General features: G+C 59.9%; 24 protein-coding genes. 12 read left to right on the top strand and 12 right to left on the bottom strand.

The features are described from left to right. Positions 1–242 precede the first annotated feature (242 nt). Positions 243–1,385 carry a J domain-containing protein gene (locus D0T11_RS15535; protein WP_182888441.1) on the bottom strand — a complete coding sequence of 381 codons (1,143 nt, stop codon included), beginning with the start codon at positions 1,383–1,385 and terminating at the stop codon, positions 243–245. Between the two features lie 142 nt (positions 1,386–1,527). Between D0T11_RS15535 and D0T11_RS15530 the strand changes: the two genes are divergently transcribed. From D0T11_RS15530 to D0T11_RS15520, 3 genes are read left to right on the top strand one after another with little or no spacing between them, the layout of a single operon-like run. After that, positions 1,528–1,914: a phage holin family protein gene (locus D0T11_RS15530; RefSeq protein ID WP_119656713.1), complete on the top strand. Its 387-nt coding sequence runs from the start codon at positions 1,528–1,530 to the stop codon at positions 1,912–1,914. Between the two features lie 9 nt (positions 1,915–1,923). Further along, positions 1,924–2,643: a hypothetical protein gene (locus D0T11_RS15525; RefSeq protein ID WP_119656712.1), complete on the top strand. Its 720-nt coding sequence runs from the start codon at positions 1,924–1,926 to the stop codon at positions 2,641–2,643. Continuing rightward, the gene (locus D0T11_RS15520) at positions 2,621–3,448 is read left to right on the top strand and encodes a geranylgeranylglyceryl/heptaprenylglyceryl phosphate synthase (RefSeq protein WP_119656711.1); all 828 of its coding nucleotides are present in this window, start codon (positions 2,621–2,623) and stop codon (positions 3,446–3,448) included. Before D0T11_RS15525 ends, D0T11_RS15520 begins: the two co-directional genes overlap by 23 nt. 143 nt (positions 3,449–3,591) lie before the next feature. On the opposite strand, the gene D0T11_RS15515 is transcribed toward D0T11_RS15520, so the two are convergent. The 7 genes from D0T11_RS15515 to panC form a co-directional block, all read right to left on the bottom strand. Then, positions 3,592–4,515 (bottom strand): helix-turn-helix domain-containing protein, encoded by a 924-nt coding sequence (locus D0T11_RS15515; protein WP_119656710.1) that lies wholly within the window; start codon positions 4,513–4,515, stop codon positions 3,592–3,594. Between the two features lie 158 nt (positions 4,516–4,673). After that, the gene (locus tag D0T11_RS15510; RefSeq protein ID WP_119656709.1) at positions 4,674–5,813 is read right to left on the bottom strand and encodes an acyl-CoA dehydrogenase family protein; all 1,140 of its coding nucleotides are present in this window, start codon (positions 5,811–5,813) and stop codon (positions 4,674–4,676) included. A 335-nt stretch (positions 5,814–6,148) separates the two neighbouring features. After that, positions 6,149–6,841 carry a zinc metallopeptidase gene (locus D0T11_RS15505; protein WP_119656723.1) on the bottom strand — a complete coding sequence of 231 codons (693 nt, stop codon included), beginning with the start codon at positions 6,839–6,841 and terminating at the stop codon, positions 6,149–6,151. Between the two features lie 69 nt (positions 6,842–6,910). Beyond that, entirely contained in the window at positions 6,911–7,396 is a 486-nt protein-coding gene (gene rfaE2 / locus D0T11_RS15500; RefSeq protein ID WP_119656708.1) for a D-glycero-beta-D-manno-heptose 1-phosphate adenylyltransferase, read from the bottom strand. 83 nt (positions 7,397–7,479) lie between these two features. Next, complete coding sequence (locus D0T11_RS15495; RefSeq protein WP_119656707.1) at positions 7,480–8,532, bottom strand: lysylphosphatidylglycerol synthase transmembrane domain-containing protein; 1,053 nt, start codon at positions 8,530–8,532, stop codon at positions 7,480–7,482. A 97-nt stretch (positions 8,533–8,629) separates the two neighbouring features. Next, entirely contained in the window at positions 8,630–8,977 is a 348-nt protein-coding gene (gene panD / locus D0T11_RS15490) for an aspartate 1-decarboxylase (RefSeq protein WP_119656706.1), read from the bottom strand. An 87-nt stretch (positions 8,978–9,064) separates the two neighbouring features. After that, complete coding sequence (gene panC / locus D0T11_RS15485; RefSeq protein WP_119656705.1) at positions 9,065–9,916, bottom strand: pantoate--beta-alanine ligase; 852 nt, start codon at positions 9,914–9,916, stop codon at positions 9,065–9,067. 120 nt (positions 9,917–10,036) lie between these two features. On the opposite strand from panC, the gene D0T11_RS15480 reads away from it, so the two are divergent. The 3 genes from D0T11_RS15480 (at position 10,037) to glmS (ending at position 14,286) form a co-directional block, all read left to right on the top strand. Continuing rightward, positions 10,037–10,849, top strand: a complete 813-nt coding sequence (locus D0T11_RS15480; RefSeq protein ID WP_119656704.1) for a glycogen/starch synthase — start codon at positions 10,037–10,039, stop codon at positions 10,847–10,849. Further along, positions 10,833–12,335, top strand: coding sequence for a DUF4270 family protein (locus D0T11_RS15475; RefSeq protein ID WP_119656703.1), 1,503 nt, complete (start codon positions 10,833–10,835; stop codon positions 12,333–12,335). The genes D0T11_RS15480 and D0T11_RS15475 overlap by 17 nt, the downstream gene beginning before the upstream one ends. A 112-nt stretch (positions 12,336–12,447) precedes the next feature. Next, a complete protein-coding gene (gene glmS, locus D0T11_RS15470) occupies positions 12,448–14,286 on the top strand; it encodes a glutamine--fructose-6-phosphate transaminase (isomerizing) (protein ID WP_119656702.1) in 1,839 nt (612 codons plus the stop codon). A gap of 89 nt (positions 14,287–14,375) precedes the next feature. Here the strand turns inward: glmS and D0T11_RS15465 are convergent, their stop codons facing one another. Further along, complete coding sequence (locus D0T11_RS15465; protein WP_119656701.1) at positions 14,376–15,041, bottom strand: 3-hydroxyacyl-CoA dehydrogenase family protein; 666 nt, start codon at positions 15,039–15,041, stop codon at positions 14,376–14,378. Positions 15,042–15,108: 67 nt separating this feature from the next. On the opposite strand from D0T11_RS15465, the gene D0T11_RS15460 reads away from it, so the two are divergent. The 6 genes from D0T11_RS15460 (at position 15,109) to D0T11_RS15435 (ending at position 19,650) form a co-directional block, all read left to right on the top strand. After that, positions 15,109–15,498 carry a RidA family protein gene (locus D0T11_RS15460; RefSeq protein WP_119656700.1) on the top strand — a complete coding sequence of 130 codons (390 nt, stop codon included), beginning with the start codon at positions 15,109–15,111 and terminating at the stop codon, positions 15,496–15,498. A 159-nt stretch (positions 15,499–15,657) separates the two neighbouring features. After that, positions 15,658–15,852: a hypothetical protein gene (locus D0T11_RS15455; protein WP_119656699.1), complete on the top strand. Its 195-nt coding sequence runs from the start codon at positions 15,658–15,660 to the stop codon at positions 15,850–15,852. Further along, complete coding sequence (locus tag D0T11_RS15450; protein WP_119656698.1) at positions 15,852–16,463, top strand: pentapeptide repeat-containing protein; 612 nt, start codon at positions 15,852–15,854, stop codon at positions 16,461–16,463. Before D0T11_RS15455 ends, D0T11_RS15450 begins: the two co-directional genes overlap by 1 nt. Positions 16,464–16,656: 193 nt before the next feature. Next, a complete protein-coding gene (gltX, locus tag D0T11_RS15445) occupies positions 16,657–18,198 on the top strand; it encodes a glutamate--tRNA ligase (protein ID WP_119656697.1) in 1,542 nt (513 codons plus the stop codon). Between the two features lie 164 nt (positions 18,199–18,362). Next, positions 18,363–18,728, top strand: coding sequence for a hypothetical protein (locus tag D0T11_RS15440; RefSeq protein ID WP_119656696.1), 366 nt, complete (start codon positions 18,363–18,365; stop codon positions 18,726–18,728). A 139-nt stretch (positions 18,729–18,867) separates the two neighbouring features. Continuing rightward, the gene (locus D0T11_RS15435; RefSeq protein WP_182888440.1) at positions 18,868–19,650 is read left to right on the top strand and encodes a TIGR00266 family protein; all 783 of its coding nucleotides are present in this window, start codon (positions 18,868–18,870) and stop codon (positions 19,648–19,650) included. An 81-nt stretch (positions 19,651–19,731) separates the two neighbouring features. Here the strand turns inward: D0T11_RS15435 and D0T11_RS15430 are convergent, their stop codons facing one another. The 3 genes from D0T11_RS15430 to lptB form a co-directional block, all read right to left on the bottom strand. Next, the gene (locus D0T11_RS15430) at positions 19,732–19,914 is read right to left on the bottom strand and encodes a hypothetical protein (RefSeq protein ID WP_119656694.1); all 183 of its coding nucleotides are present in this window, start codon (positions 19,912–19,914) and stop codon (positions 19,732–19,734) included. Positions 19,915–20,408: 494 nt separating this feature from the next. Then, positions 20,409–21,941: a GH3 auxin-responsive promoter family protein gene (locus D0T11_RS15425; protein WP_119656693.1), complete on the bottom strand. Its 1,533-nt coding sequence runs from the start codon at positions 21,939–21,941 to the stop codon at positions 20,409–20,411. A gap of 213 nt (positions 21,942–22,154) precedes the next feature. Next, positions 22,155–22,886: an LPS export ABC transporter ATP-binding protein gene (gene lptB, locus D0T11_RS15420; RefSeq protein WP_119656692.1), complete on the bottom strand. Its 732-nt coding sequence runs from the start codon at positions 22,884–22,886 to the stop codon at positions 22,155–22,157. Positions 22,887–22,912: the final 26 nt, after the last annotated feature.

Genomic DNA, 22,912 nt, shown 5'->3' with positions numbered 1-22,912 from the left:
CAGGACGATAAGCAAAATGTCGCTCAGGGCGTGGGAGCAGCGACCCGCTACGCGAAAGTCCTGGACGTCGGCAAAATGGTGGTGCAAGTTCATCTGACGAAGGTACCATCCCAGCCAAAATCACCCTATTTGGTGCGGTAGCCCTATTGTCGGCGGAAGTGTTGCGCGGATCAAATAAAAATGAGCAGGCTGTTGTTTCAGGGCGCTAACATACCATCCCCAGGTGGAAGCCCAACCCCACGCTAACGGCCAGCACAGGTGGTGTCGCGGGCGGCCCGGGCGAAGCCGTAGCCCTGCACCAGTGCCCGCCCAAAATAGTCGCAGGCCCGGGCCGGGTCCTGCTGCTGCTGGGCCACCCGCCCCAGCAAAAAATACAGCTGCCCGCTACGCGGCGTAATATCGAGTACTTCCCAATAGTCCTGCTGGGCCGCCTCGTACTGTTGCTGCTTGAAACGGGCCAGGCCCCGGTACGTCAGCAGCTGGCCCCGCAGCCGCGAGTTGGCTGGGGCGAAACGCAGTCCTTGGGTGAATTGCCGGGCCGCCTCCCCAAACTGCAGCCGCCCGAACAGCCGGGCTTCGCCTCGCAGCAGCCAGGCCCGGGCCAGGGTACTATCGAGTTGAGTGGCCCGGGCGTAGGCGGCCTGGGCGGCTTTGGGGCGGCGCAGGGCGGCTTCGCACTGGCCCAGCCGCAGCCACAGCGCCCCTTGCTCGGCGGGCGGAGCTTCCCGCAGTGCGGCCCGGAAGTCGGTGCGGGCGGAGGCGTATTCGCGCAGGCCCAGCTGCTCCACCTCGGCCCGCCGCCGCAGGGCCGGGTAGTAGCCGGGCCTGAAGTGCAGGGCGTCGGTGAAGTAGCCGTGCGCCCCGGCCCAGTCGTGGCGCACGTAGGCCCGCAGCCCACGCCCGTAGTTGCGCCCCCCCGAAACGTGGTCCATCGTAATCTTGACGGAGGCAATGAACAGCAGCAGGCCCAGGCCAAGCAGGGCAGTCAGCCAGTAGTCGCGCCGCGTGAACTTCACCTGCTGGGACGCAATAGGCTGGTAGTGCCGCTCGTGGGCTCCGGCCGGGCGGCGGGTGCGCAGCGGGGCGGGCGGCGGCATGGGCACCCCGTACACCCGCTGGCCCTGGTGGCGGTACTCCTGCTGGCGGCGCACCTCCGCAGCCTGACGGGCGGCCTGGCGCAGCTGCTGGTCGTAGTGGGCGCGGCGGCTTTCGTGGCCCAACACGTGATAGGCGGCGGCCACGGCCTTAAACAGCTCCTCGTAGAGCGTGTTGCCGCCGTGTTTGTCGGGGTGGTACTGCACGGCCAGCCGCCTGTAGGCCAGCCGGATATCCTGGGCCGAAGCCGTGGCCGCAAGCCCCAATACCTGGTAGTGATTCTGACTCAAGGAAACCGCGCTATAGAGTAAAAGTAACTCAATTTCAGACACGCCGCCGCCTTTTCCGTATGGACGACTACCGCGTATTTCGTGGCCGCGTACTTTCCCGCGCCAGTATTCTGTAACATTGTTCTCCGCAAATAGTCTCCCCATGGGCCTTTTCTCCACCGAAGAAGACACTTCCCAAACGCCCCGCACCGATAACCTGATGGGGAATCTGATGGGCTACCTCGATACCCGCATCGATATTCTGCGGCTGGAAGCGCAGGAAAAAGCGAAGACCACCTTCGTGAGCGTGATGCACGGAGTAGCAATGGCCGTTATTGGGCTGTTATTCTTTGTCTTCCTTAACCTGTTCGTGGCTCTTCTGCTCAACGACGTGCTGGACAGCCCGTACTGGGGCTTTGGCATCGTGGCCGCGTTCTACCTGGCCGTGCTGATCGTCTTTATCGTGGGCGTTGACAAGAAAGCCTTCCAGGGTCTGGCCGACAAGCTGCTGAACGACACTATTTACAAATCCGACAAACGCCAAGCCTAACCTCCCTCCATGTCCGATCTGCACAACCCCCTGTTTGAGGATGAAAAAGAGTTTCTGGAACGCCAGAAGCTGGAATACGAGCGCGCTTTACGCGGCGACGTCGAGCAAATCAAAACCAAAACCCTGGAGGTCGGTAAATATGCCGCCATCGGGGCCAGTGTATTGGGTGGCATCTGGTTGGTATCGAAAGCCTTTGGAGGCCGTAGCCAGAAGGCCAAGGGCCTGAAGGAACAATCGGGGCGTGCCCAGAAACGCCTGACTGCCGGCGGCCGGCGGCTGCGCCCCCTGCCCTCCACCACCGTAGACACTGCCGTGGCGGATGATCTGGGTTTTGGGGCGGGTCATCAGCAGACATCCCGCGCCCCCCGCCCCGATGCCGGCCCGTCCAACTCGTTTTCCGGTACCCCCACCCCAGACGAGCAGCCGGATACTTACGCGGGCAACCAGTACCAGACCCCCAGCCCGGAAGCCGACCATTCTTCGGAAGCGTCTTCCATTATGGCGTCGGCCTTTAAAGCATTTATGCAGTCCGATACGGGCAAAATGCTGATAGCCCAGGCGTCCGCCGTGCTCATCGCCTACGTGGCGAAGAAGGCCGGCGAATATTTGCCAGTCCTCAAAAATGTCGACCTTGCGACTCCGGGCGCAAACCACACGGAGCCGGAAACCCGGGACATCGATTTTACTTACCACCACGACGACGCGGATGCGCCTCACCAGCCTGCATGATACGTTAAGCCACCGCCGTGCCCACGGCCAGAAGTCACTGGCCGTGCTGCTGGATCCGGACAATCTGGATGAGGCAGGATGCCGGCACCTGCTTGACCTGAGTGAGCAACACGCGGTAGATTTCTTTTTTATGGGTGGCAGTCTGGTGCTGAGTTCGCGCCAGGCTGCCCTCATTCGTTTTATCAAGAGCCGTTCGGCCGTGCCGGTTCTGCTGTTCCCGAGCCACAGCCTGCACCTCGACGACCAGGCCGACGGGATTCTGCTGCTGTCCTTGATTTCGGGTCGCAACCCCGATTTCCTGATCGGGCAGCACGTTATTGCCGCGCCCCTGCTGCGCCAGAGCAACCTCCAGATTCTGCCCACCGGCTACATGCTGGTCGATACCGGCCGCCAGACCACGGCCAGTTACATCAGCGGTACCACACCCCTGCCCCACGACAAACCCGCCATTGCGGCCTGTACCGCCATGGCGGGCGAACAGCTCGGCCTGCGCCTGATGTACCTCGATGGCGGCAGTGGGGCCATGTACCCGGTTAGCCCGGCCATGATCCGGGCCGTACGCCAGGCCGTGGATGTGCCGCTCGTCGTGGGGGGCGGCATCAACACCGTGGATAAGGCCCGGGCAGCCCTTCAGGCGGGTGCCGACGTCATCGTTATTGGCAACCAGATTGAAAAGGAGCCGAGCTTCCTGGCCGACATGTCGCGCACTGTCCGTCAGTTCAACCAGGATCACGGATTAGCACGGATTTTAACGGATTCCACGGATTTTGTGGACGACTCCGTGCGCAGTACGCCCAAGCTGTAAGGTCTTAACAAGTTAGTGGCAAGTCAACTTTAGCTGCTGAACATTAAACAGCCAACGCTGCCGCTCCAGATGGAGCGGCAGCGTTGGCTGTTTAAGCGTCTACGAAATCCGTGGAATCCGTTAAAATCCGTGCTAACCCGTGATCAGATATTCATGGCCGACTCGCGGCGGCGCATTTTGCCGGCCGGAATCCCGAACATCATTTTAAAGCGGCGGCAGAAATAAGCGGTATCCTTGTAGCCCACCTCTTTACCGATGTCGCGGATGCTCTTTTTGGTGGTGCGAAGCAGGAACACGGCGCGCTCCATACGCTGGTACTCGATGTAGTCCTGGGGGTTGATGCCGGTCAGCATCTTGAAATACTGGCCCACGTAGTCCTCACTCACGTTGGCAACGCCCGAGAGCACCTTGTTCGAGAGGTCGCCACCGATGTTCTCCTTGATATAGTTGAACAGGTCGATCAGGCGCGGGTCCTTGAAATAGGTGCTGTTGGTGGCCAGCTGCTCCACGAACATCTTGTTCTTGAGGATGTAGCGCACGATTTCCACCACGATATTCTCGGTGTAGATCGTAATCAGCCGCTCGCGGCCGGGCAGCTCCTGGAGGCTTTCTTCCACCACCTTGATCACCAGATTAGCCAGCTTGGAGTTGTTGGTGATCAGGAAGGCCGGCACGTCCAGGGAAGCAAAGAAGTTCACCGAATCGAACACCTTGGCCTCGAAGCTCACGAAGGAGTGGCTTTCCTCGGCATCCCCGATCAGGTCGAGGTCGGAGTTAGAGTGGAAAAACTTGTCCTTGTTGGTAATCAGGTCGTCGTTGGTGATGCTCTTGCTCGACGTTTCGCCGTAGGTTACCTTGGTAGCGCGGCCGCCGGGGATGAACAGCATCTCGCCCTCTTCTACCACCTGCTCCTCATCGCCGAAAGAAACGCGGCCCTTGTGCAGCAGGATCAGATTATTGCCAACGTCGTAGGAATTGCGAACCGTGAACGGCTGCTGGAGTACGAGGTTTTTCGCCTTGATGTATCGAACACCCAGCGACTCTATCACTTTATTATAATCTTCCATCTTTAACGGGCGGGTGAAATTGTTCAGGTGTGGGTGGCAAATGGTATCCCATACTTATCTAATGCAAAATAACATATAAAAATTCACACAAACACAAAACCCAGCCTAAAAAAGGCTGGGTTTTGTGCAACAGTTCTGACTTTTAGGCAATTCGCCCGTTATTTTAATATTTCCCGCGAGATTACAATTTTCTGAATCTCGGAAGTTCCTTCGTAAATCTGGGTGATTTTAGCGTCGCGCATGAAGCGCTCTACGTGGTATTCCTTCACGAAGCCATAACCGCCGTGCACCTGCACGGCCTCCACGGCCGTGTCCATGGCTACTTTGGAGGCAAATAGCTTAGCCATAGCACCCGACTTGGCATAATCCTGATGCGCGTCCTTATCGTGGGCGGCTTGCAGGCACAGCAAACGGGCGGCGTCGATGTTGGTGGCCATGTCGGCCAGCTTGAACTGGATGGCCTGGTGCTGGGAAATCGGCACGCCGAAAGCCTTACGCTCCTTGGAGTATTTCAGCGACAATTCGTAGGAACCGGAGGCAATGCCCAACGCCTGGGCGGCAATACCGATGCGGCCGCCGGCCAGCACCTGCATGGCGAACTTGAAGCCGAAGCCGTCCTCCCCGATGCGGTTTTCCTTGGGCACCTTCACATCGGTGAACATAAGTGAGCAGGTATCGGAACCCCGAATGCCCAGCTTGTTCTCCTTGGGGCCGGTCACGAAGCCTTCCATGCCCTTGTCGACGATAAGCACGTTGATGCCACGGTGCTTGGCCTCGGCATTGGTCTGGGCCACTACCAGATACACCGACGCGGTGGTACCGTTGGTAATCCAGTTTTTGGTGCCGTTGAGCAGGTAATGGTCGCCCATATCCTCGGCCGTAGTGCGCTGCATGGTGGCATCGGAGCCGGCTTCGGGCTCCGAGAGGGCGAAGGCGCCGATGATTTCACCCGAGGTGAGGCCCGGCAGGTACTTGCGCTTCTGCTCCTCGTTGCCGTACTTCTCCAGCCCCCAGCACACCAGCGAGTTGTTCACCGACATGATAACGGAGCAGGAGGCATCCACCTTGCTGATTTCTTCCATAGCCAGCACGTAACTCACGGTATCCATGCCGCCGCCCCCGTACTCGGGGCTAACCATCATGCCCATGAAGCCCAGCTCGCCCATTTTCTTGATCTGCTCGGCAGGGAACTTCTGGTGTTCGTCGCGCTCAATTACGCCGGCCCAGAGTTCGGATTGGGCAAATTCGCGGGCGGCAGCCTGAACGGCTAATTGTTCTTCGGTGAGCTGGAAATCCATGCGGTGAAAGTGGGGTGGGATGGAAAAACGTATCAGGGGGCGGCCGAGCGTAAATTCGCGGGCCGCGTCAAAATTAACGTACAGCTTTTGGAGATTAGGTAGATGAACTGGTTTTTTTCTCCGCGAACGGTTTTATAAGGCCCAGGGCCGGTTTTTTGTTTCCCAGCCACCAAACTATCTGTCAGTAGCGCCCCGGCAGATTGCCGGCTCCTGGTTTTCGGCCCGCAGCAACAGCCTGGGCTTTTGCAGAATTCCAACAACTCCGGCCCAGCTTACAACCAGCAGCGCCACCCCGAAACCGGAGTGGCGCTGCTGGTTTGCCAGATCCGGTGCGGCTAGTCGCGGCGGCGACCCATGAGCATAGTGGCGTAGTAGAACAGCGTGGCCAGGGAGCCCAGGGCCGCTACTACGTAGGTCATGGCGGCCCACCACAGGGCATCTTTGGCCATAACGTGCTCCTGGGTGGTCACGATGCGGCGCTTGTCCATCCAGGCCAGGGCGCGCTTGGAGGCATCGAACTCCACGGGCAGCGTTACGAAGCTGAAAAGGGTGGTGAGCGAGAACAAGACGACCCCGGCTATCAGCGGATAAGGAGTCCGGTTGAGCAGAAACACCCCGGCAAACAGCAGAATGGGCATGAAGCGGGACACGGCGCTCAAAGCCGGCACCAGGGCCGAGCGGAACTTGAGGGCACTATAGGCGGTGGCGTGCTGCACGGCGTGGCCACACTCGTGGGCGGCCACGGCGGCGGCGGCGGCACTGCGCGGCTCGTACACGGCTTCGCTCAGGTTCACCGTTTTATCGGCGGGGTTGTAGTGGTCGGTGAGGCGGCCGGGGGTGCTGATGACGCGCACATCGGTGATGCCGTGGTCGGCCAGCATGAGTTCGGCAATCTGCCGGCCGGAAAGGTTGTTTTGCAAGCCGACCTGCGAATACCGCTCAAACTTGCTTTTCAGCCGCCGTTGAATCAGCCAGCTGGCAATCATCGTGATGATGACGATGATATAGGCGGGGCTCAGGGAATACATCATGGGAGAAGGAAGAGTTGGAAATGACTGCGGCCCGGGGCGAGCAGGCGGCCTTTCGGGGCCGCCCCGCTAACCGGCAAGCTGCTGGCTGATGCGCTCCACGATGCGCGTGGTACTGTAGCCGGCCACCAGCGGTACGGTGAGCACCTGGCCACCGTTCTGCAACACGGCTTCGTGGCCCACAATTCCACTGAGGGCATAGTCGTCGCCCTTCACCAGAATATCGGGCCGCAGGGCTTCAATCAGGGCCAGCGGCGTTTGCTCGTCGAACAGCACGACGGCGTCCACGAACAAAAGCGAGGCCAGCACCCGGGCGCGTGACACTTCGTCCTGCAAGGGCCGGCCGGGCTTGAGGCGGCTCACCGAAGCATCCGTATTCAGGCCCACCACCAGGCGCTGGCCCAGGTGGCGGGCCTTTTCCAGGTAATCAACGTGGCCGAGGTGGAGCAAATCGAAGCAGCCGTTGGTGAACACTACTTGCTCGCCGGCCGCCTGCCAGGCGGCCACCACCGGTAGCAGGGCCGCCCGGTCGATAATTTTATCTTTTGCCCACATAGCGTAGTTGGAGAAGTTTGTAAGCAGAGAAGTTCGGGCGGCAGATGGGCCTTCGCGACGATGGGCAGAATAGCGGCTTGGTATTACCTCGGGGTCCCTTCGCTTTCCAACTGCCCCACCTCTTCTTCCTGGAACTCCGACGCTTTACCGGATTTGAGCATGCTGGCGGCGAAGCTGATGCCGCCCATCACTACCACCAGCAGCGTCTGGGAGCCGTGCACCACCAGCGCGTAGGCAATGCCGGCTTCCTTGCTGATGCCGTAGGCCAGCAGAATGCCCTGCACCATGATGTGGAACGGCCCGATGCCACCGGCCACCGGCGCGGCCATGCCAAAGGCCCCGAAGGTGAGTACGGCCAGCCCGGCCCGCATGCCCAGGTCGTAGGTATCGGGGAAGGCGAAGAAGGCCAGATAGTCCATGAGGTAGTACACGGCCCAGGTGAAGAAGGTGTGAAAGAGGAACAGACCCTTGTTCTCCAGCTTCAGCACGCTGAAGGCCCCGGCGATGATACCCTTCACGAAGCCCATCGTTTTGTTGAACAGCGCGTTCTGGCGCAGGCGCTCCAGGTTGCGGAACACAGCGTAGGCCAGGCCCAGCAGCAGCACCGTGGCAATGCCCAGGGCCAGCACCAGCGGCGCGGGGTTGCGGGCCAGCGCATCGTAGCGGCCGGCCAGCACCTTATCGGTCACAAAGGCCCAGAAGGTAGTGAAATCAAGTAGCAGCGTGCCGCCCAGCAGGCCCAGCAGCACCAGCACGTCAATCACGCGCTCGGTTACTACCGTGCCCAGGGCCACCTGTACCGGTACGCCGCTGGTACGCCGCAGCACCGAGCACCGGATGACTTCGCCCATGCGCGGCAGCACCAGGTTGGCCAGGTAGCCCACCATCATGGCATGGTACACGTCCCAGAAACGCGGTTGGTGGCCGGTGGGGGTAATCTGCATTTTCCAGCGGTAGGCCCGGCTGAAGTAGCCCAGCACCGACAGCACCATCGTCAGCAGCAGCCACCAATAGTTGGCCCCGCGCACGTACTCGCCGATGCGGCTCAGGTCCTGGCCCTGCAAAGCGTACCACATCAGCAGCCCCGATACGGCCAGCAGCAACGTGTATTTGATAACGTTGAGCAGTTGCTTCATAACGTAGTTTGGTTGTCAGGTGAAGGATGGCGGGCGCGCCGCGCCGGGCTACCCGTTCCGGCGGCCGGACGGGGCCGGCAGCGGCCAGAAGCCCGTATCAGGTCAGGCGGTTGTGCTGATCGGGGAAAATGACCGTAGGCTGGTGGGCTTTGGCCTCGGCAAAGTCAATCAGCCCGTACGAGATGATGATGACAATGTCGCCCACGGCCACGCGCCGGGCGGCCGGGCCGTTCAGGCAGATCATGCCCGAGCCCCGCTCGCCTTTGATGGTGTAGGTTTCGAACCGCTCCCCGTTGTTGATATTGACGATGGTCACCTTCTCGTTTTCCACCATATTGGCGGCATCCAGCAGGTCTTCATCAATGGTGATGCTGCCTACGTAGTGCAGCTCCGCCTGCGTAACTTTTACGCGGTGAATTTTCGACTTAAGAACCTCGATATGCATGACATGAAAAGCGGGTGGACGATTATCCGCAAAGATAGGCAAGGCAAACCGGGGAGTTGAGCCGGGGAAGCAAACCGGGCAGTTGGCTCACCGGTCCACCACTACATTGTCGATCAGGCGCACGCCGCCCAGGTGGGCAGCCAGACACAGGGCCACCGGCCGGCCGGGCCACCAGTTCGTCAGGGGTTGGAGGCTGTGCGCATCCACTACGGCCATGTATTCCAGCTCCAGGCCCGGTACTGTGGCCAGAAAGTCGGTTACGGCAGTGTGTACCGCAGCCGGCTCTGTTTGGGCAGCCCGCACCAGCCGTTCGGCCAGTTGCAGACCCTCGTACAGGCGGGGGGCGGCCGCCCGGGCCTCGGCATTGAGCCGACGGTTGCGCGAGGACATGGCCAGCCCATCGGCTTCCCGCACCGTAGGAAAGGCCACCAGCGTCAGGTCAAACGACAGGTCGCTGACAAGTTGGCGCACGATGGCCACCTGCTGAAAATCTTTCTGCCCGAAGTAGGCCCGGTGCGGGCGGCTCAGGTGAAACAGCTTGCTCACTACCGTAGCCACGCCGTTGAAATGGCCCGGCCGGTGCTCGCCTTCCATCACCCGCTCCAGGGCGCCAAAATCGAAGTGCAGCGCCGTGGGGCGCGGGTACATTTCCTCTACCGAAGGCAGAAACAGCGCCGTGCAGCCGGCCGGGGCCAGCAGGGCCGCATCGGCCTCAGGCAGGCGCGGGTAGAGCCGGAAATCATCGGGGTTATTGAACTGCGTGGGGTTGACGAAGATGCTGGCAATGACCACCTCGCACTCGCGGGCGGCGGCCCGCACCAGTTGCAGATGGCCTTCGTGCAAAGCACCCATCGTGGGTACCAGACCGATGCGCTGGCCCTGCTGGCGCCAGATTTCGGTCTGGACTTGCAACGCGGCAGCCGTATTGAGTATCTCCATAGAGTAAAAGCGGCTTTTGGGCGAGCCGGTAACCGGACCAGATTGAAAATTCCCTCAAAAATGCTTAATTTTGTGCATCCCAAAGTGTTGCCCTTTCCCAATAACCCCAACTGACTCTATATGTCCAAGTTGAGAATACTCTATGCTGCCACGGAAATCAACCCGTTTTTGCAAACCACCAAGGTAGCAGAGTTTTTGCGGCGACTGCCGCAGGGAATGCAGGAAATGGGGATGGAAATCCGCATTTTTGTGCCCCGTTTCGGCATCATTAACGAACGTAAAAACCGCCTGCATGAAGTAGTTCGGCTATCGGGAATTAATATCGCGGTCGGTGAAGATGAGAAACCCCTCATTATTAAGGTGGCTTCTATTCCGAATGCTAAGCTGCAAGTTTACTTCATCGACAACGAAGATTACTTCCACCGCAAGTCCGTACTGGTCGACAAAAACGATAAGTTCCACTCCGACAATGATGAGCGCGCAATTTTCTTTTGCAAAGGCGTGCTCGAAACGGTGAAGAAACTGGGCTGGGCCCCGGATATCGTGCACTGCAACGACTGGATGACGGGCCTGATTCCGATGTATCTGAAAACGACCTACAAGAAGGACCCGATTTTCAAGGATGCCAAATCGGTCTTCACCATTTATAATAACGAGTTCGATTTCAAGTTTGAAGGCGACATCGTGGAGAAGGCCAAAATGCTGGACATTGACGACGACATGCTGGCTTCGCTGAAAACCGCCGATTTCGGGGGCTTCATCAAAGTAGGAATGGAGTATGCCGATACGGTGGTAAAATCCGATGAGGATTTCAGCGAGAACCTGAACAAGCTGTTCACGGAATACTCGACCAAAAAACAAATCGAGCAGGTTGCCGCCGACGACAATCTGCTGACGTCTTACTACGCGCTGTATAATGAATTGGCCAACTAGTGCCAGCCGACTTGCTTCGGTTTCCCTCTGTGCCGTCGGTCTGCTCAGTTTCGCTACGTCCTGCGAAAAGGCCAACGACTTAGGCCTCGACCTGCCCGGTACCTCCCCCATTTCGGCTACTTACCTTGATCTACCCTTGCGGGCTTCTACCGTCCGGCAGCAACCCGTGCAAACGGTTAAGGCAGATCAGTTTTTAGTGGGCCGTTTGCAGGATGCGTACGTGGGCACCACCACGGCTTCCACCTTTATGAACCTGCTGGCCTTGTCCAGCCCGGATTCATTGCCCGCCAAATACACGGCGCTTCGGCTGGATTCCGTCATCCTGAACCTTCCCTTCGACCAGGTGTACGGCTCGGCGGCGCGGCCCCTGCGGCTGGACCTGCTGCCGTTGCAACGGCCCCTCGACGAGCGGACTATTTATACGTCGGAGTCCTCGGCGGCAACCGATAATGCCCTTCTTACCGGCTTTGAAGCCCCGCTCAACCGCAACAAAACGGTTAAGCAGCGCGTGCAGTCCGGCAATAGTACGGACACGACCACGACCGTTATTACGGTTCAGGTACCCGACCGGACGATACGCATTCCTTTCCTGAAATCGGCAGGTACCGCTGCGTTGGCCAACTCGCTTTTCGTGGCGATGCAAAACGCTGCTTTTGGCCAGAGTGGTCTTGATGCCATCTGGAAAGGCTTCCTGCTACAGCCCGCCAACGGGCACACGGCCAATATCGTTGGCTTTCCCCGCACCCCCTCGGCCCGGGTAGTTTTCTACTTTCGGGGTACCAGCGCCGATGGGAAGGTGAGAGCCCGGAACTACTCGCTCTATCTGGCTAGCCTTCCTCCTTTAACCGGCAGCTACAGCGACGGGAAGTACTTCACTCAGATTACCACTTCCTTCGCGGGGACGGCTCTAGCGGGGCTCACCCCGCAAACGGCTCTTCCCTCGGCTGCGACAAACGGCCTGACGTATGTGCAGGAAGGTGTAGGACTGGCCACCCGGATTGAGTTTCAGGGCCTGGATGCGTTGCGCGACGATGCAACACTGGCTATCAACCGTGCTGAGTTGCTGATTCCCATCAAGCAATTCAGCAACGGACTGTTCCCGTACAACAGCGGCCTGTACCTGTACGAAGTGAACGATGCCAATCAACCCCTCATTCGGACCTCCGGGGTCAGTACTGCGGAACGATTAATTCAGGTAGAAGGCATTGTCAAGCTGTCGAACGGGTCTACTTTCCGGGCGAGTCCTACAACGGTAGGAGCCCCTGCGGCGGCAACTTTTCCGCTGGGACAAAACCCCGCTCAGTATTATACCGTTTCGGTTACGGAATACCTGCAAGCATACCTCCAGAATCGGCTGGATGGGGAACTCCCGACAGGCTTATTGCTGTCTCCCATTCTGCGCTCTGCTACCAGCCTGAACCTGAACCGGGCTCAACTGGACGCTAACGAATTTAAACTGCGCGTGTATTACTCCAAGCTCCGCTAGCAGCTGCGGCCGCTAACGGAACTTGCCGAACAGGGCGGCACGGCTTTTGCCGTTGCCGCCCGATTTTTGCTTTCTTTTTCGGAAGTTTCTGTTCTGAACCACCCAAAACATTATGTGCGGAATTGTCGCTTACATCGGGTACCGTGAGGCTTGCCCCATCATCATCAAAGGTCTGCGCCGGCTGGAATACCGCGGCTACGACTCGGCTGGCGTCGCCTTGCTTGACGATAACCAGCTCACCGTGTACAAAAAGAAAGGTAAAGTAGCCGATCTGGAGGGTTTTATCAAGGAGAAGAATACGCACGCCCACATTGGAATGGGCCACACCCGCTGGGCCACCCACGGGGAGCCCAATGATGTGAATGCCCACCCGCATTACTCCACTTCGGAGCGGATTGCCATCATCCATAACGGCATCATCGAGAACTACGCGGCGCTGAAAAAGCACTTGCAGCAGCAGGGCCACGTGTTTCACTCCGATACGGACACGGAAGTTTTCGTGAACCTGATTGAGGAGATTCAAAAGAAGAACAAATGCTCTTTGGAGCAGGCCGTACGCCTAGCCCTGCATGAGGTAGTAGGCGCTTACGCCATTGTGGTGCTGAGCAAGGACAACCCCAACCAGCTGATTGCAGCCCGTAAGGGCTCTCCACTGGTAGTAGGTATCGGCGAAAACGAGTTTTTCCTCGCCTCCGACGCTACGCCCATCATCGAGTACACCAACGAAGTAGTGTATGTAAACGACTATGAGCTGGTCGTTATCAAGGATGGGGAAATGGACCTGCGCAGCCGCGAGGATGTGAAGCAGACGCCTTACATTCAGAAGCTGGAGCTGGAGCTGGACCGCATCGAAAAGGGCGGTTACGAGCACTTCATGATGAAGGAGATTTTCGAGCAGCCCCGCTCGATTCTCGACTCCATGCGCGGCCGTCTGGAGCTGGAAGCCGGTCACCTGAACATGGGCGGCGTGCGGGCTTACGAGCGCAAATTCGTGAATGCCGACCGCATCCTGATTGTGGCCTGCGGCACCTCCTGGCACGCTGGCCTCGTGGCCGAGTACCTGCTGGAGGACCTGGCCCGGATTCCGGTGGAAGTGGAATACGCCTCGGAGTTCCGCTACCGCAACCCCGTGATTACGGAGCGCGACATCGTAATTGCCATTTCCCAGAGCGGTGAAACGGCCGATACGCTGGCCGCCCTGGAACTGGCCAAGAGCCGCGGCGCAACCATCTTCGGCATCTGCAACGTGGTGGGCTCGAGCATTGCCCGCGCCACCGATGCCGGCGCGTACACGCACGCCGGTCCTGAAATTGGTGTAGCCTCTACCAAAGCCTTCACGGCTCAGGTGACGGTACTCACGCTGCTGGCTATGATTGTGGGCCACAAGCGGGGCACGCTCACCGACACCCGCCTGCGCGAGCTGATGGTGGAGCTGAGCACCATTCCGGCCAAAGTGGAGAAAGCGCTGGAGCTGAATACGGAAATCATGCAGATTGCCGAAATTTTCAAAGACTCCACCAACTTCCTCTACCTGGGCCGGGGCTACAACTTCCCCGTGGCCCTGGAAGGTGCCCTGAAGCTCAAGGAAATCAGCTACATCCACGCGGAAGGCTACCCGGCCGCCGAAATGAAGCACGGCCCCATCGCCCTGATCGACGAGAATATGCCGGTGGTGGTCATTGCGACTAAGGACAGCTCCTATGAGAAGGTAGTAAGTAACATCCAAGAGGTGAAGGCCCGCAAAGGCCGCATCATTGCCGTGGTAACTGAAGGCGACGACGTCATTCCGGCTATGGCCGAGTTCACTATTGAGGTGCCGGCCACCAGTGAGGCGCTCATGCCGCTGGTGTCGGTGGTACCGCTGCAGCTGCTCTCCTACCACATTGCCGTTCTGCGCGGTTGCAACGTCGACCAGCCCCGTAACTTGGCCAAGTCGGTGACGGTGGAGTAAGTTGCCTTAACCGAATTCGCATACAAAAACTGCCGCCCCGGAAGCTTCCAGGGCGGCAGTTTGCGTGTAGGGCGTCGGCGGGGTTGGTTTTACAGTGCGAATTGCTCTCCGCGCAGGTACATGGTTTTGAGCAGCGGACACACTTTATAGCGCTCCTCGTGCGTGTCCTGATACAGGGCCTCCAGGGTTTCGTACACCCGGTTCACGCCGATGGCATTGGCCCATTCAAAGGGGCCGTGGGGGTAATTGGTACCCAGCTTCATGCCCAAGTCAATATCCTGGATGGAGGCAGTACCCTCCTGCAACGTGTAGCAGGCCTCGTTGATGATCATGCAAATTATGCGGGGCGTGACGAGGCCCACTCGGTCCTGCACCAGCCGGTAGTCGGTGCCCAGGGCGGCGCAGGTGGCGGCCAGCTCGGCGGCATCGGTGGGGCGGTAAAGGATGGTTTCCAGCAGCGGGCGGTCCAGGAGGGTGGGCAGGCCGCAGAAACCGAACACCGGACCGAACGGGGCCGCTTCGCCCTGGAATACCTGGGCCAGGCTGCGGGCCGTGGTGTCGTAGAACAGGGGCTGGCGGGGCTGCTCGTAGTGCAATTCAGGCCAGTCGCGCAGGTCGAAGGCCGCATCGGCGGCGGCGAGGCGGGCGGTCAGATCGGGCGCAGCGGCGGGGCAGAAGTCGTAGGAATGGGCCTCGCCAAACTTACGGCGCAGCTCCGCTTCCACGGCTTCGCCGCCTACAATGAACAGATGCATAGTTTTTCGGCTTACTTTCGCCCAAAGATAGACGTTCCTTTTCCTCACTCGCAGTTCTGCTTCCGGCATGGCCCATACCATCGTTTTTTCGTCCCAGGCTCCCGCGCCCATCGGCCCTTACAGCCAGGCCATTCAGGCCGGCAACACCGTGTACGTTTCGGGCCAGATTGCCCTCGACTCCACCACCGGCCAGCTGGTTGGGGGCGGTGATGTGGCGGCCGAAACCCACCAGGTGATGCGCAACCTCCAGGCCGTGCTGGCCGCCGCCGGCCTCACCCTGCGCCACGTGGTAAAGTGCAGCATCTTCGTGAAAGATTTGGGCAATTTTGGCCTTATCAACGACATCTACGGCAGCTACTTTGAGGCCGACTATGCCCCCGCCCGCGAAACGGTGGAGGTTAGTCGCCTACCCAAGGATGTGCAGGTTGAAATTTCCTGCATCGCCGTGGGGAGCTAGAGAATTGGCAAGTTTGTGAGTTGAGAAGTTAGAAAGTGGCTCTTTGGGTCTGCTTGCTAGCTCCTTTTCCTCCTTTCTGACAGCACTCCTCCGATGCTTCCGGCTCAGCGTCTACTCACTTTCTGACCTATAAACTTCCCCACTTATAACCTTCAGATCATGCGGGAGTTAGGCATCTTTCTGTTTTGCGCCGGGCTGATTGCTATGCTGGCCCCGTACCTGCTGCCCGCCAACTTCCGGTTTCCGCTCCTCGACTGGATTTATACCTGGGGCCAAACGGTGGCCTGGGCCATTAAGGGCGGAGCCGTGTTGGTGGGTTTGGGGCTCTGGCTCAGCTTTAAAAACCGCCCATAATGCGCCGATCAGTCTCCCGCAAACCGGCCAAAGCCCTGGCCAAACCCACGCATTTCCCGCCCGAAAACGTGCTGCACCGCGTGCTCCCGCCCGAGCTGGTGGGCCAGCGCGAGTTCGAGCAGTTCCACTTTATCGGGTTCGATCTGAGTCAGGCCGATTTAGCGGGGCGGCGGTTCAGTGAGTGCCGGTTTGAGAACTGCAACCTGGCCGGAGCCACGCTGGCAAATACCGGCCTGCAAAACGTGGCCTTTGAGGGCTGCAAGCTGCTGGGCCTCCAGTTCACGGCCTGCCGCGACATGCTCTTCGACGTGCATTTCGACCGCTGCCAGCTCGATTACGCCTCCTTCTGGGGCAAGGTGATGCCCAACACCCGCTTCGTGGGCTGCTCCCTGCAAGAGGCCGATTTCACCCGCACCGACCTTACCAACGCCGTGTTCGACGAGTGCGAGCTGCGCGGGGCCGTATTCAGCCAGACCCGCCTGCTGGGAGCCGACCTGCGCACGACCCGGGATATCGTGCTTGACCCCGAGCTGAACGAGCTGAAAAGGGCACAATTCGCCCTGACCAGCCTGCCCGGCCTGCTGGGCAAATATGGGTTGATAGTGGAATAAAACGGGGAATGCGTGACTCGGAGAATACACGAATTGTCATTCCAACGAAGGAGGAAACTGGGGTGAGTGGTTGAACGAGGCCGTTCGCTACCATTGCCTTCGATTCGTCCTTCGTCGGAAGGGCCGTTCACCAACTCCCCTTTCGTACCTTCGTGGCGCGGTTTTCACCCCTGAAGGTGCCGCGAACTGACTTATGGAAAGAGAAGTACGGGTGCGCTTTGCGCCCAGCCCCACCGGCCCGCTGCACATTGGCGGCGTGCGCACTGCGCTGTATAACTACCTGCTGGCCCGCAAGCTGGGTGGCAAAATGCTGCTGCGCATCGAAGACACCGACCAGAACCGCTTTGTGCCCGGCGCTGAGCAGTACATTATGGACGCGTTGCGCTGGTGCGGCATCGAAATCGACGAGGGTATTGAGCAGGGTGGCCCCCACGCGCCCTACCGCCAGAGTGAGCGCAAGCCCATGTACCGCCAGTACGCCGACCAACTCATTACCGACGGCTACGCCTACTACGCCTTCGATACGCCCGAGGAGCTGGACGCCATGCGCGCCCGCCTCACGGCCGCCAAGGTGCCCAACCCGCAGTACAACAGCATCACCCGCGCCCAAATGCGCAACTCCCTCACCCTACCGGCCGAGGAGGTAGCGCAGCTGCTGGCCGACAACATCCCGTACGTTATCCGCCTGAAAGTACCCCGCAAGGAGGAAGTACGCTTCCAGGACCTGATCCGGGGCTGGGTGGTGGTGCATTCGTCGGCCATCGACGACAAGGTGCTGATGAAGTCCGATGGGATGCCGACCTACCATTTGGCCAACATCGTGGACGACCATCTGATGGAAATCACCCACGTGATCCGGGGCGAGGAGTGGCTGCCTTCCGCGCCTTTGCACGTACTGCTGTACCGCTATTTGGGCTGGGAAAGCACCATGCCCCAGTTTGCCCACCTGCCCCTGCTGCTTAAGCCCGACGGCACCGGCAAGCTCAGCAAGCGCGACGGCGACAAGCTCGGGTTTCCGGTATTCCCGCTCGAATTCCACGGCACGGATGCCCAGACCGGCGAGCCAACCGTGAGCAGTGGCTACCGCGAAGCGGGCTACCTGCCCGACGCCTTCATCAACTTTCTGGCCTTCCTGGGCTGGAACCCCGGCACTACCCAGGAGCTGTTCACGATGGAGGAGCTGATTGAGAACTTCTCGATTGAGCGCGTGAGTAAGTCGCCGGCCCGCTTCGACCAGAACAAAGTGCGCTGGTTCAACGAGCAGTACCTGCGCGCCAAGCCCGACGCCGAGCTGGCCCGCTACCTCATGGACGACCTCACGGCCCAGGGCCTGACCGTGGACGCCGCCAAAGCTGAGCAGATTGCGGCCCTGGTGAAAGAGCGTGCTACCTTCCCGGCCGACCTAGCCCGGGAGGCCCAGTTGTTCTTCCAGCGCCCCAGCAACTACGATGAGCAGGTCATCAGTAAGAAGTGGAACCCGCAGGTAGCGGCCGCGCTGACTGAGTTTGCTGACCAGCTGCCAACGCTGAACGACGCTTCGCCGGAGGGCATCAAGGCCCGCCTGACGGAAGTGCTGGAGGCGCAGGGCGTGAAAATCGGGCAGGTGTTGCAGGCCCTACGCGTGGCCGTGACCGGCCAGGCCGCCGGCCCCGACCTGATGCACATCATGCACATCCTGGGCGCCCAGGAAACGGCCGCCCGCATTAAGGCCGCCGTGGCCGCGCTGCCCGCTTAAACCGCCGTATCACCGCTTACTCAAGCCCGCCCGACCTGCGTCGGGCGGGCTTTTTACTGGCCGGCCGCCAGCAGACGGCGGAGTATCCTTCGGGCGGGGGCTTGCGTACCAAGAAGGCACGGACTTCGGTCCGGCGCCTTCCCTTTACTCTAGCATCCCGCATCATGGCTAAAAAGTCCGTCAACCCAAAGAAAAAGAATGAGCCCGAGAAAAAAGCCCGGGTGCATAAGGAGCTGGAAGGCTTCGAAATCAAGGTGAATCCGCTGGGCGAAATCACCTCCAATTACTCCATCGAGGAAATCAACACGTTCCTCAACCGCCACGTCCGCGACAAGAAGCTGGTTAACCGCGACGGGCAGTTTGGGGAAAAAGACGAGGCGGAGGAAGACCTGCCCGTGGAAGAAGTAGAGGAGTCGGAGGAGGATTTCGTGCGCCGCAGCAGCACCGAGGCCAAGAACAAGCAGCCCAAGGCCGATGCCAGAGGCAAGGAAGTAGACGAAGATGAGGTAACGGACGAAGACGACCAATAGCCGTTCAGCCGAGCACCAAAACGCGCCATGGGGGGGCATTATGCGGGATTATCCTCCGGCATAATGCCCCTCATGGCGCGTTTTATTTGTCTTTCGCTATACTTGTCAATAGCCTTTCACCCTTTCCTTTTTCTTTCTGATGCAGTCACACGAAATCGACTACAAAATCCTGGGCAATGACATTCAGGTGCTCGAAGTGGAGCTGGACCCCAACGAGACGGTGGTGGCCGAAGCCGGGGCCATGGTGTACATGAGCGAAGACATTGCTTTTGAAACCAAGATGGGCGACGGCTCGGAAGCCAACCAGAGCGTGATGGGCAAACTGTTTTCGGCCGGCTCGCGCCTGCTCACGGGCGAGTCGTTGTTTATGACCCACTTCACCCACCGCGGCGGATCCGGCAAGGCCCACGTGGCGTTTTCGGCTCCCTACCCGGGCACCATCATCGCCCTCAACCTGCGCGACCTACCCCAGGGCCTGATTGTGCAGAAGGACGGGTTTCTGGCCGCCGCCAAAGGCACCAAAATCAGTATTCACCTCAATCAGAAACTTGGGGCAGGCTTTTTTGGGGGCGAAGGCTTCATTTTGCAGAAAATAACCGGCGACGGCCGCGCCTTCGTGCACGCCGGCGGCACCATCATCGAAAAGACGCTCAACAACGAACTGCTGCGGGTGGATACGGGCTGCGTAGTAGCTTTCGAGCCGGGTATCGATTTTAGCATTGCCCGGGCCGGGGGCCTTAAATCCATGATTTTTGGGGGCGAAGGGCTGCTGCTGGCCACGCTGCGCGGCACTGGCAAAGTGTGGCTGCAATCCATGCCCGTGAAAAAGCTGATTCAGGCCCTGGCCCCTTCGGGAGGCAACGCCAAGAAGGAAAGCGGCAGTATCCTGGGCGGCTTGGTGGGTGGCATCCTCGACGAATAGCACGCCAGAAGCCGGCGGCTTTGCCCGCGCCAACCAAAGATGGCGCGGGCAAAGTCGCAGACGATGTAAACTCAGCAGCGGTTAATGACCGGCGTTGGCGGCAATAACGCCCAGGCTGGCCAGCAAGGCAAATAGGATGAGCCCCAGAATACTGGCCGTAATGTATTTGGAGCGGGTTTCTGCTTTCTGGTCAGTTTGCAGACGGCTGTAATTGCGGCGGCGGCGGCTGCCCGGGCGGTGTGTTGAGGGAGTAACGGCAGACATAACGTGGGAATTATGGGCTGGAACGAAACGAAATATAAGGCTTTTCTCCAATAATAGCTCAAGCTCATCCATTACAAAAACGACAGCCGGATTGCTACTATTCTAGGGATAACCTACGGCAAGTGACCAGATAGCGGATGTGGGAATAGTGTTTTTTGTAGCTCGTTGCCCAGCTTATCCTCCTCTCTTCATCCACTCTCCATCCTACTTTGCTGTCAGGCAGTATTTCCATTGGAAACAGCAAGCGGGGTGGCGGTTTTCACGCCGTTGAGCTACTACCCGCAGGGCAGCGGCCAGCTCGTTTCGGCCTAATACTGCCAATCCCCGAACAGAAAATGCGGGGAACGGATGCTGTTTCCGTAGCGGGCGTGGCCCCGTTTAGTGCCCGTTGGGGTGGCAGAGGGCCGGCGTCAGCAACGCGCCCGACAGGAGTATCCGGGGCGATGAGAAAGCTGCTGAAGGCATGGGAAGCGAGGGCGAATGGGCTCCGCTACTTACACCTGCTTGTTTAGTTGGGAGAGGATTTCGTCCAGCAACTCCCGGGAATTGCTCAGGCGGGGCACTTTGTGCTGGCCGCCCAGCTTGCCCTTGCCGGCCAGCCAGCACTCAAACGTACCGGCGGGGGCCACCGTGAGCGTGGGCAGGGTCAGGGCCAGGTCGCGGTGGCGCTTGGCGTCGTAGTCGGAGTTGAGCTGGCGCAGGGTATGGTCCAGCACTTCGGTGAAATAGCGCGTATCGGCGGGGGGCTGGGTGAATTCGACCAGCCACTGGTGGCCGCCCCGGGAAGCGCCGTCGTGGGCCGCGAAGTAGATGGGGGCGGCCGTATAGTCGCGGACGGTGGTGGCGGTGGCGTGGCAGGCGGCGGCCAGGGCAGCATCGGCGTGCTCAATTACTACTTCCTCGCCGAAGGCATTAAGAAAATGCTTGGTGCGCCCGCAGATGCGAATCCGGTAGGGGGCCAGGGAAGTAAAGCGCACCGTATCCCCGATTTTGTAGCGCCACAGGCCCGCGTTGGTGCTGATGAGCAGGGCGTAAGTCCGGCCGAGTTCTACCGCATCCAGCCCGATGGCCCGGGGTTCGGACTCGTCCCACTGGCTTTGGGGCAAAAATTCGTAGTAGATGCCGTGGTTGAGCAGCAGCAGCAGGTCTTCGGAGTCAGGCTCATCCTGGAGGGCCAGGTAGCCTTCGGAGGCGTTGTAGATTTCGAGGTAGTGCATCCGGGGGCTCGGGATGAGCTGGCGGAACAGCTCCCGGTAGGGTCCGAAGGCCACCGCCCCGTGCAGGAACAAGCTCAGCCGGGGCCACACGTCGTGCAGCGAGTCGGTGCCGGCCAGCGCCAGCACCCGGCGCAGCAGCACAATCATCCAGGTGGGCACGCCGGCCAGCACCCGCACATCGGCCGTGAGCACATGGCGGGCCACGCGTTCAATCTTATCCTCCCACTCATCCAGCAGGGCCAGCTCCAGCGGGGGCGTACGGATAAACTCGGCCCAGGCGGGCAGGTTCTGCATAATCACCGCCGATACATCCCCGACCCGGGAGCCGGCGTCGGCGGGGCGCAGGGGGTTGGGGGCGTGGGTGCCGCCCAACGACAGGGTTTTGCCGCCCAGCACGTCCAGCTCGGGATAGTGCAGGGTGGCCAGGGCCGTCATGTCGCGGCCGGCGCGGTAGTGGCCCTCGTGCAGGGAGGCGTGGGTGACGGGGATGTACTTGCTGCGGGCGTTGGTGGTGCCGCTGCTCCTGGCAAACCACTCCACCCGGCCGGGCCAGAGCACGTCGGCCTCGCCCCGCAACACCCGCTCCAGCTGCGGATAAAATTCCTCGTAGCTGCTGACGGGCACGCGCTGGGCAAACTCGCGGGCCGAGGGCGCATCGGCGTAGCCGTAGCGGCGACCCCAGTCGGTACCGCGGGCCGTGAGTAACAGGTGGCGCAGCAGCTGCTGCTGCACCTCATGCGGATGCTGGCGGAAATGCTCGATGCTGGCCAGGCGGCGGCGCACGGCCCAGGTCAGAACGGTACCAATCATGTACTCAGTTGCTGGTTGTCAGTTGCTAGTTGTCAGTTGTCAGTTGTCAGTTGTCAGTTGTCAGTAAAGAACGTCATTCAGAGCGAAGCGAAGAATCTCGTGTGCTAACGTCGATGCGTCTTTGCAACGTCAGCACGCGAGATTCTTCGCTTCGCTCTGAATGACGTTCTTTACTGACAACTGACAACTAGCAACTAGCAACTGACAACCGAATCACACCTTACGCTTGAGCTCGAAGTGCTTGCCCAGGTACACGCGGCGCACCATTTCATCGGCGGCCAGCTCTTCGGCGGTGCCGGCCTTGAGCAGCTTGCCTTCGAAGAGCAGGTAGGCCCGGTCCACGATGCTGAGCGTTTCGTTCACGTTGTGGTCGGTGATGAGGATGCCGATGTTCTTGTGCTTGAGCTTGGCCACGATGCCCTGGATTTCCTCCACTGCAATGGGGTCGACGCCGGCGAAGGGCTCGTCGAGGAGCACAAATTTGGGGTCGACGGCCAGGGCGCGGGCTATTTCGGTGCGCCGCCGCTCGCCGCCGCTCAGCACCCGGCCCAGGTTTTTGCGCACGTGGGTCAGGCTGAATTCGTGGAGCAACTCCTCCACCTTATCACGCTGGGCTTGTTTGGACATATCGGTCATTTCCAGCACCGAAAGCACGTTTTCCTCCACCGTCAGGTCGCGGAACACGGAGGCTTCCTGGGCCAGGTAGCCGATGCCGAGGCGGGCGCGCTGGTAGATGGGCAGCTTGGTAATGTCGCGGTCATCGAGGAACACCTTGCCCGCGTTGGGCTTCACCATGCCCACCGTCATGTAGAACGAAGTGGTTTTGCCGGCCCCGTTCGGTCCCAGCAAACCCACGATTTCGCCCTGCTCCACGTGCAGCGACATATCGTTCACCACCGTGCGCGACTTGTACTTCTTAACCAGGTGCTCAGCGCGTAGGATCATCTTGAGTTTGTAAGTCGAATAATCGA

The organism is Hymenobacter rubripertinctus (assembly GCF_003583925.1).
Taxonomy (GTDB): domain Bacteria; phylum Bacteroidota; class Bacteroidia; order Cytophagales; family Hymenobacteraceae; genus Hymenobacter; species Hymenobacter rubripertinctus.
The sequence above is the reverse complement of the archived record's forward strand: the minus strand, read 5'-3'. Positions and strand labels throughout refer to the sequence as shown.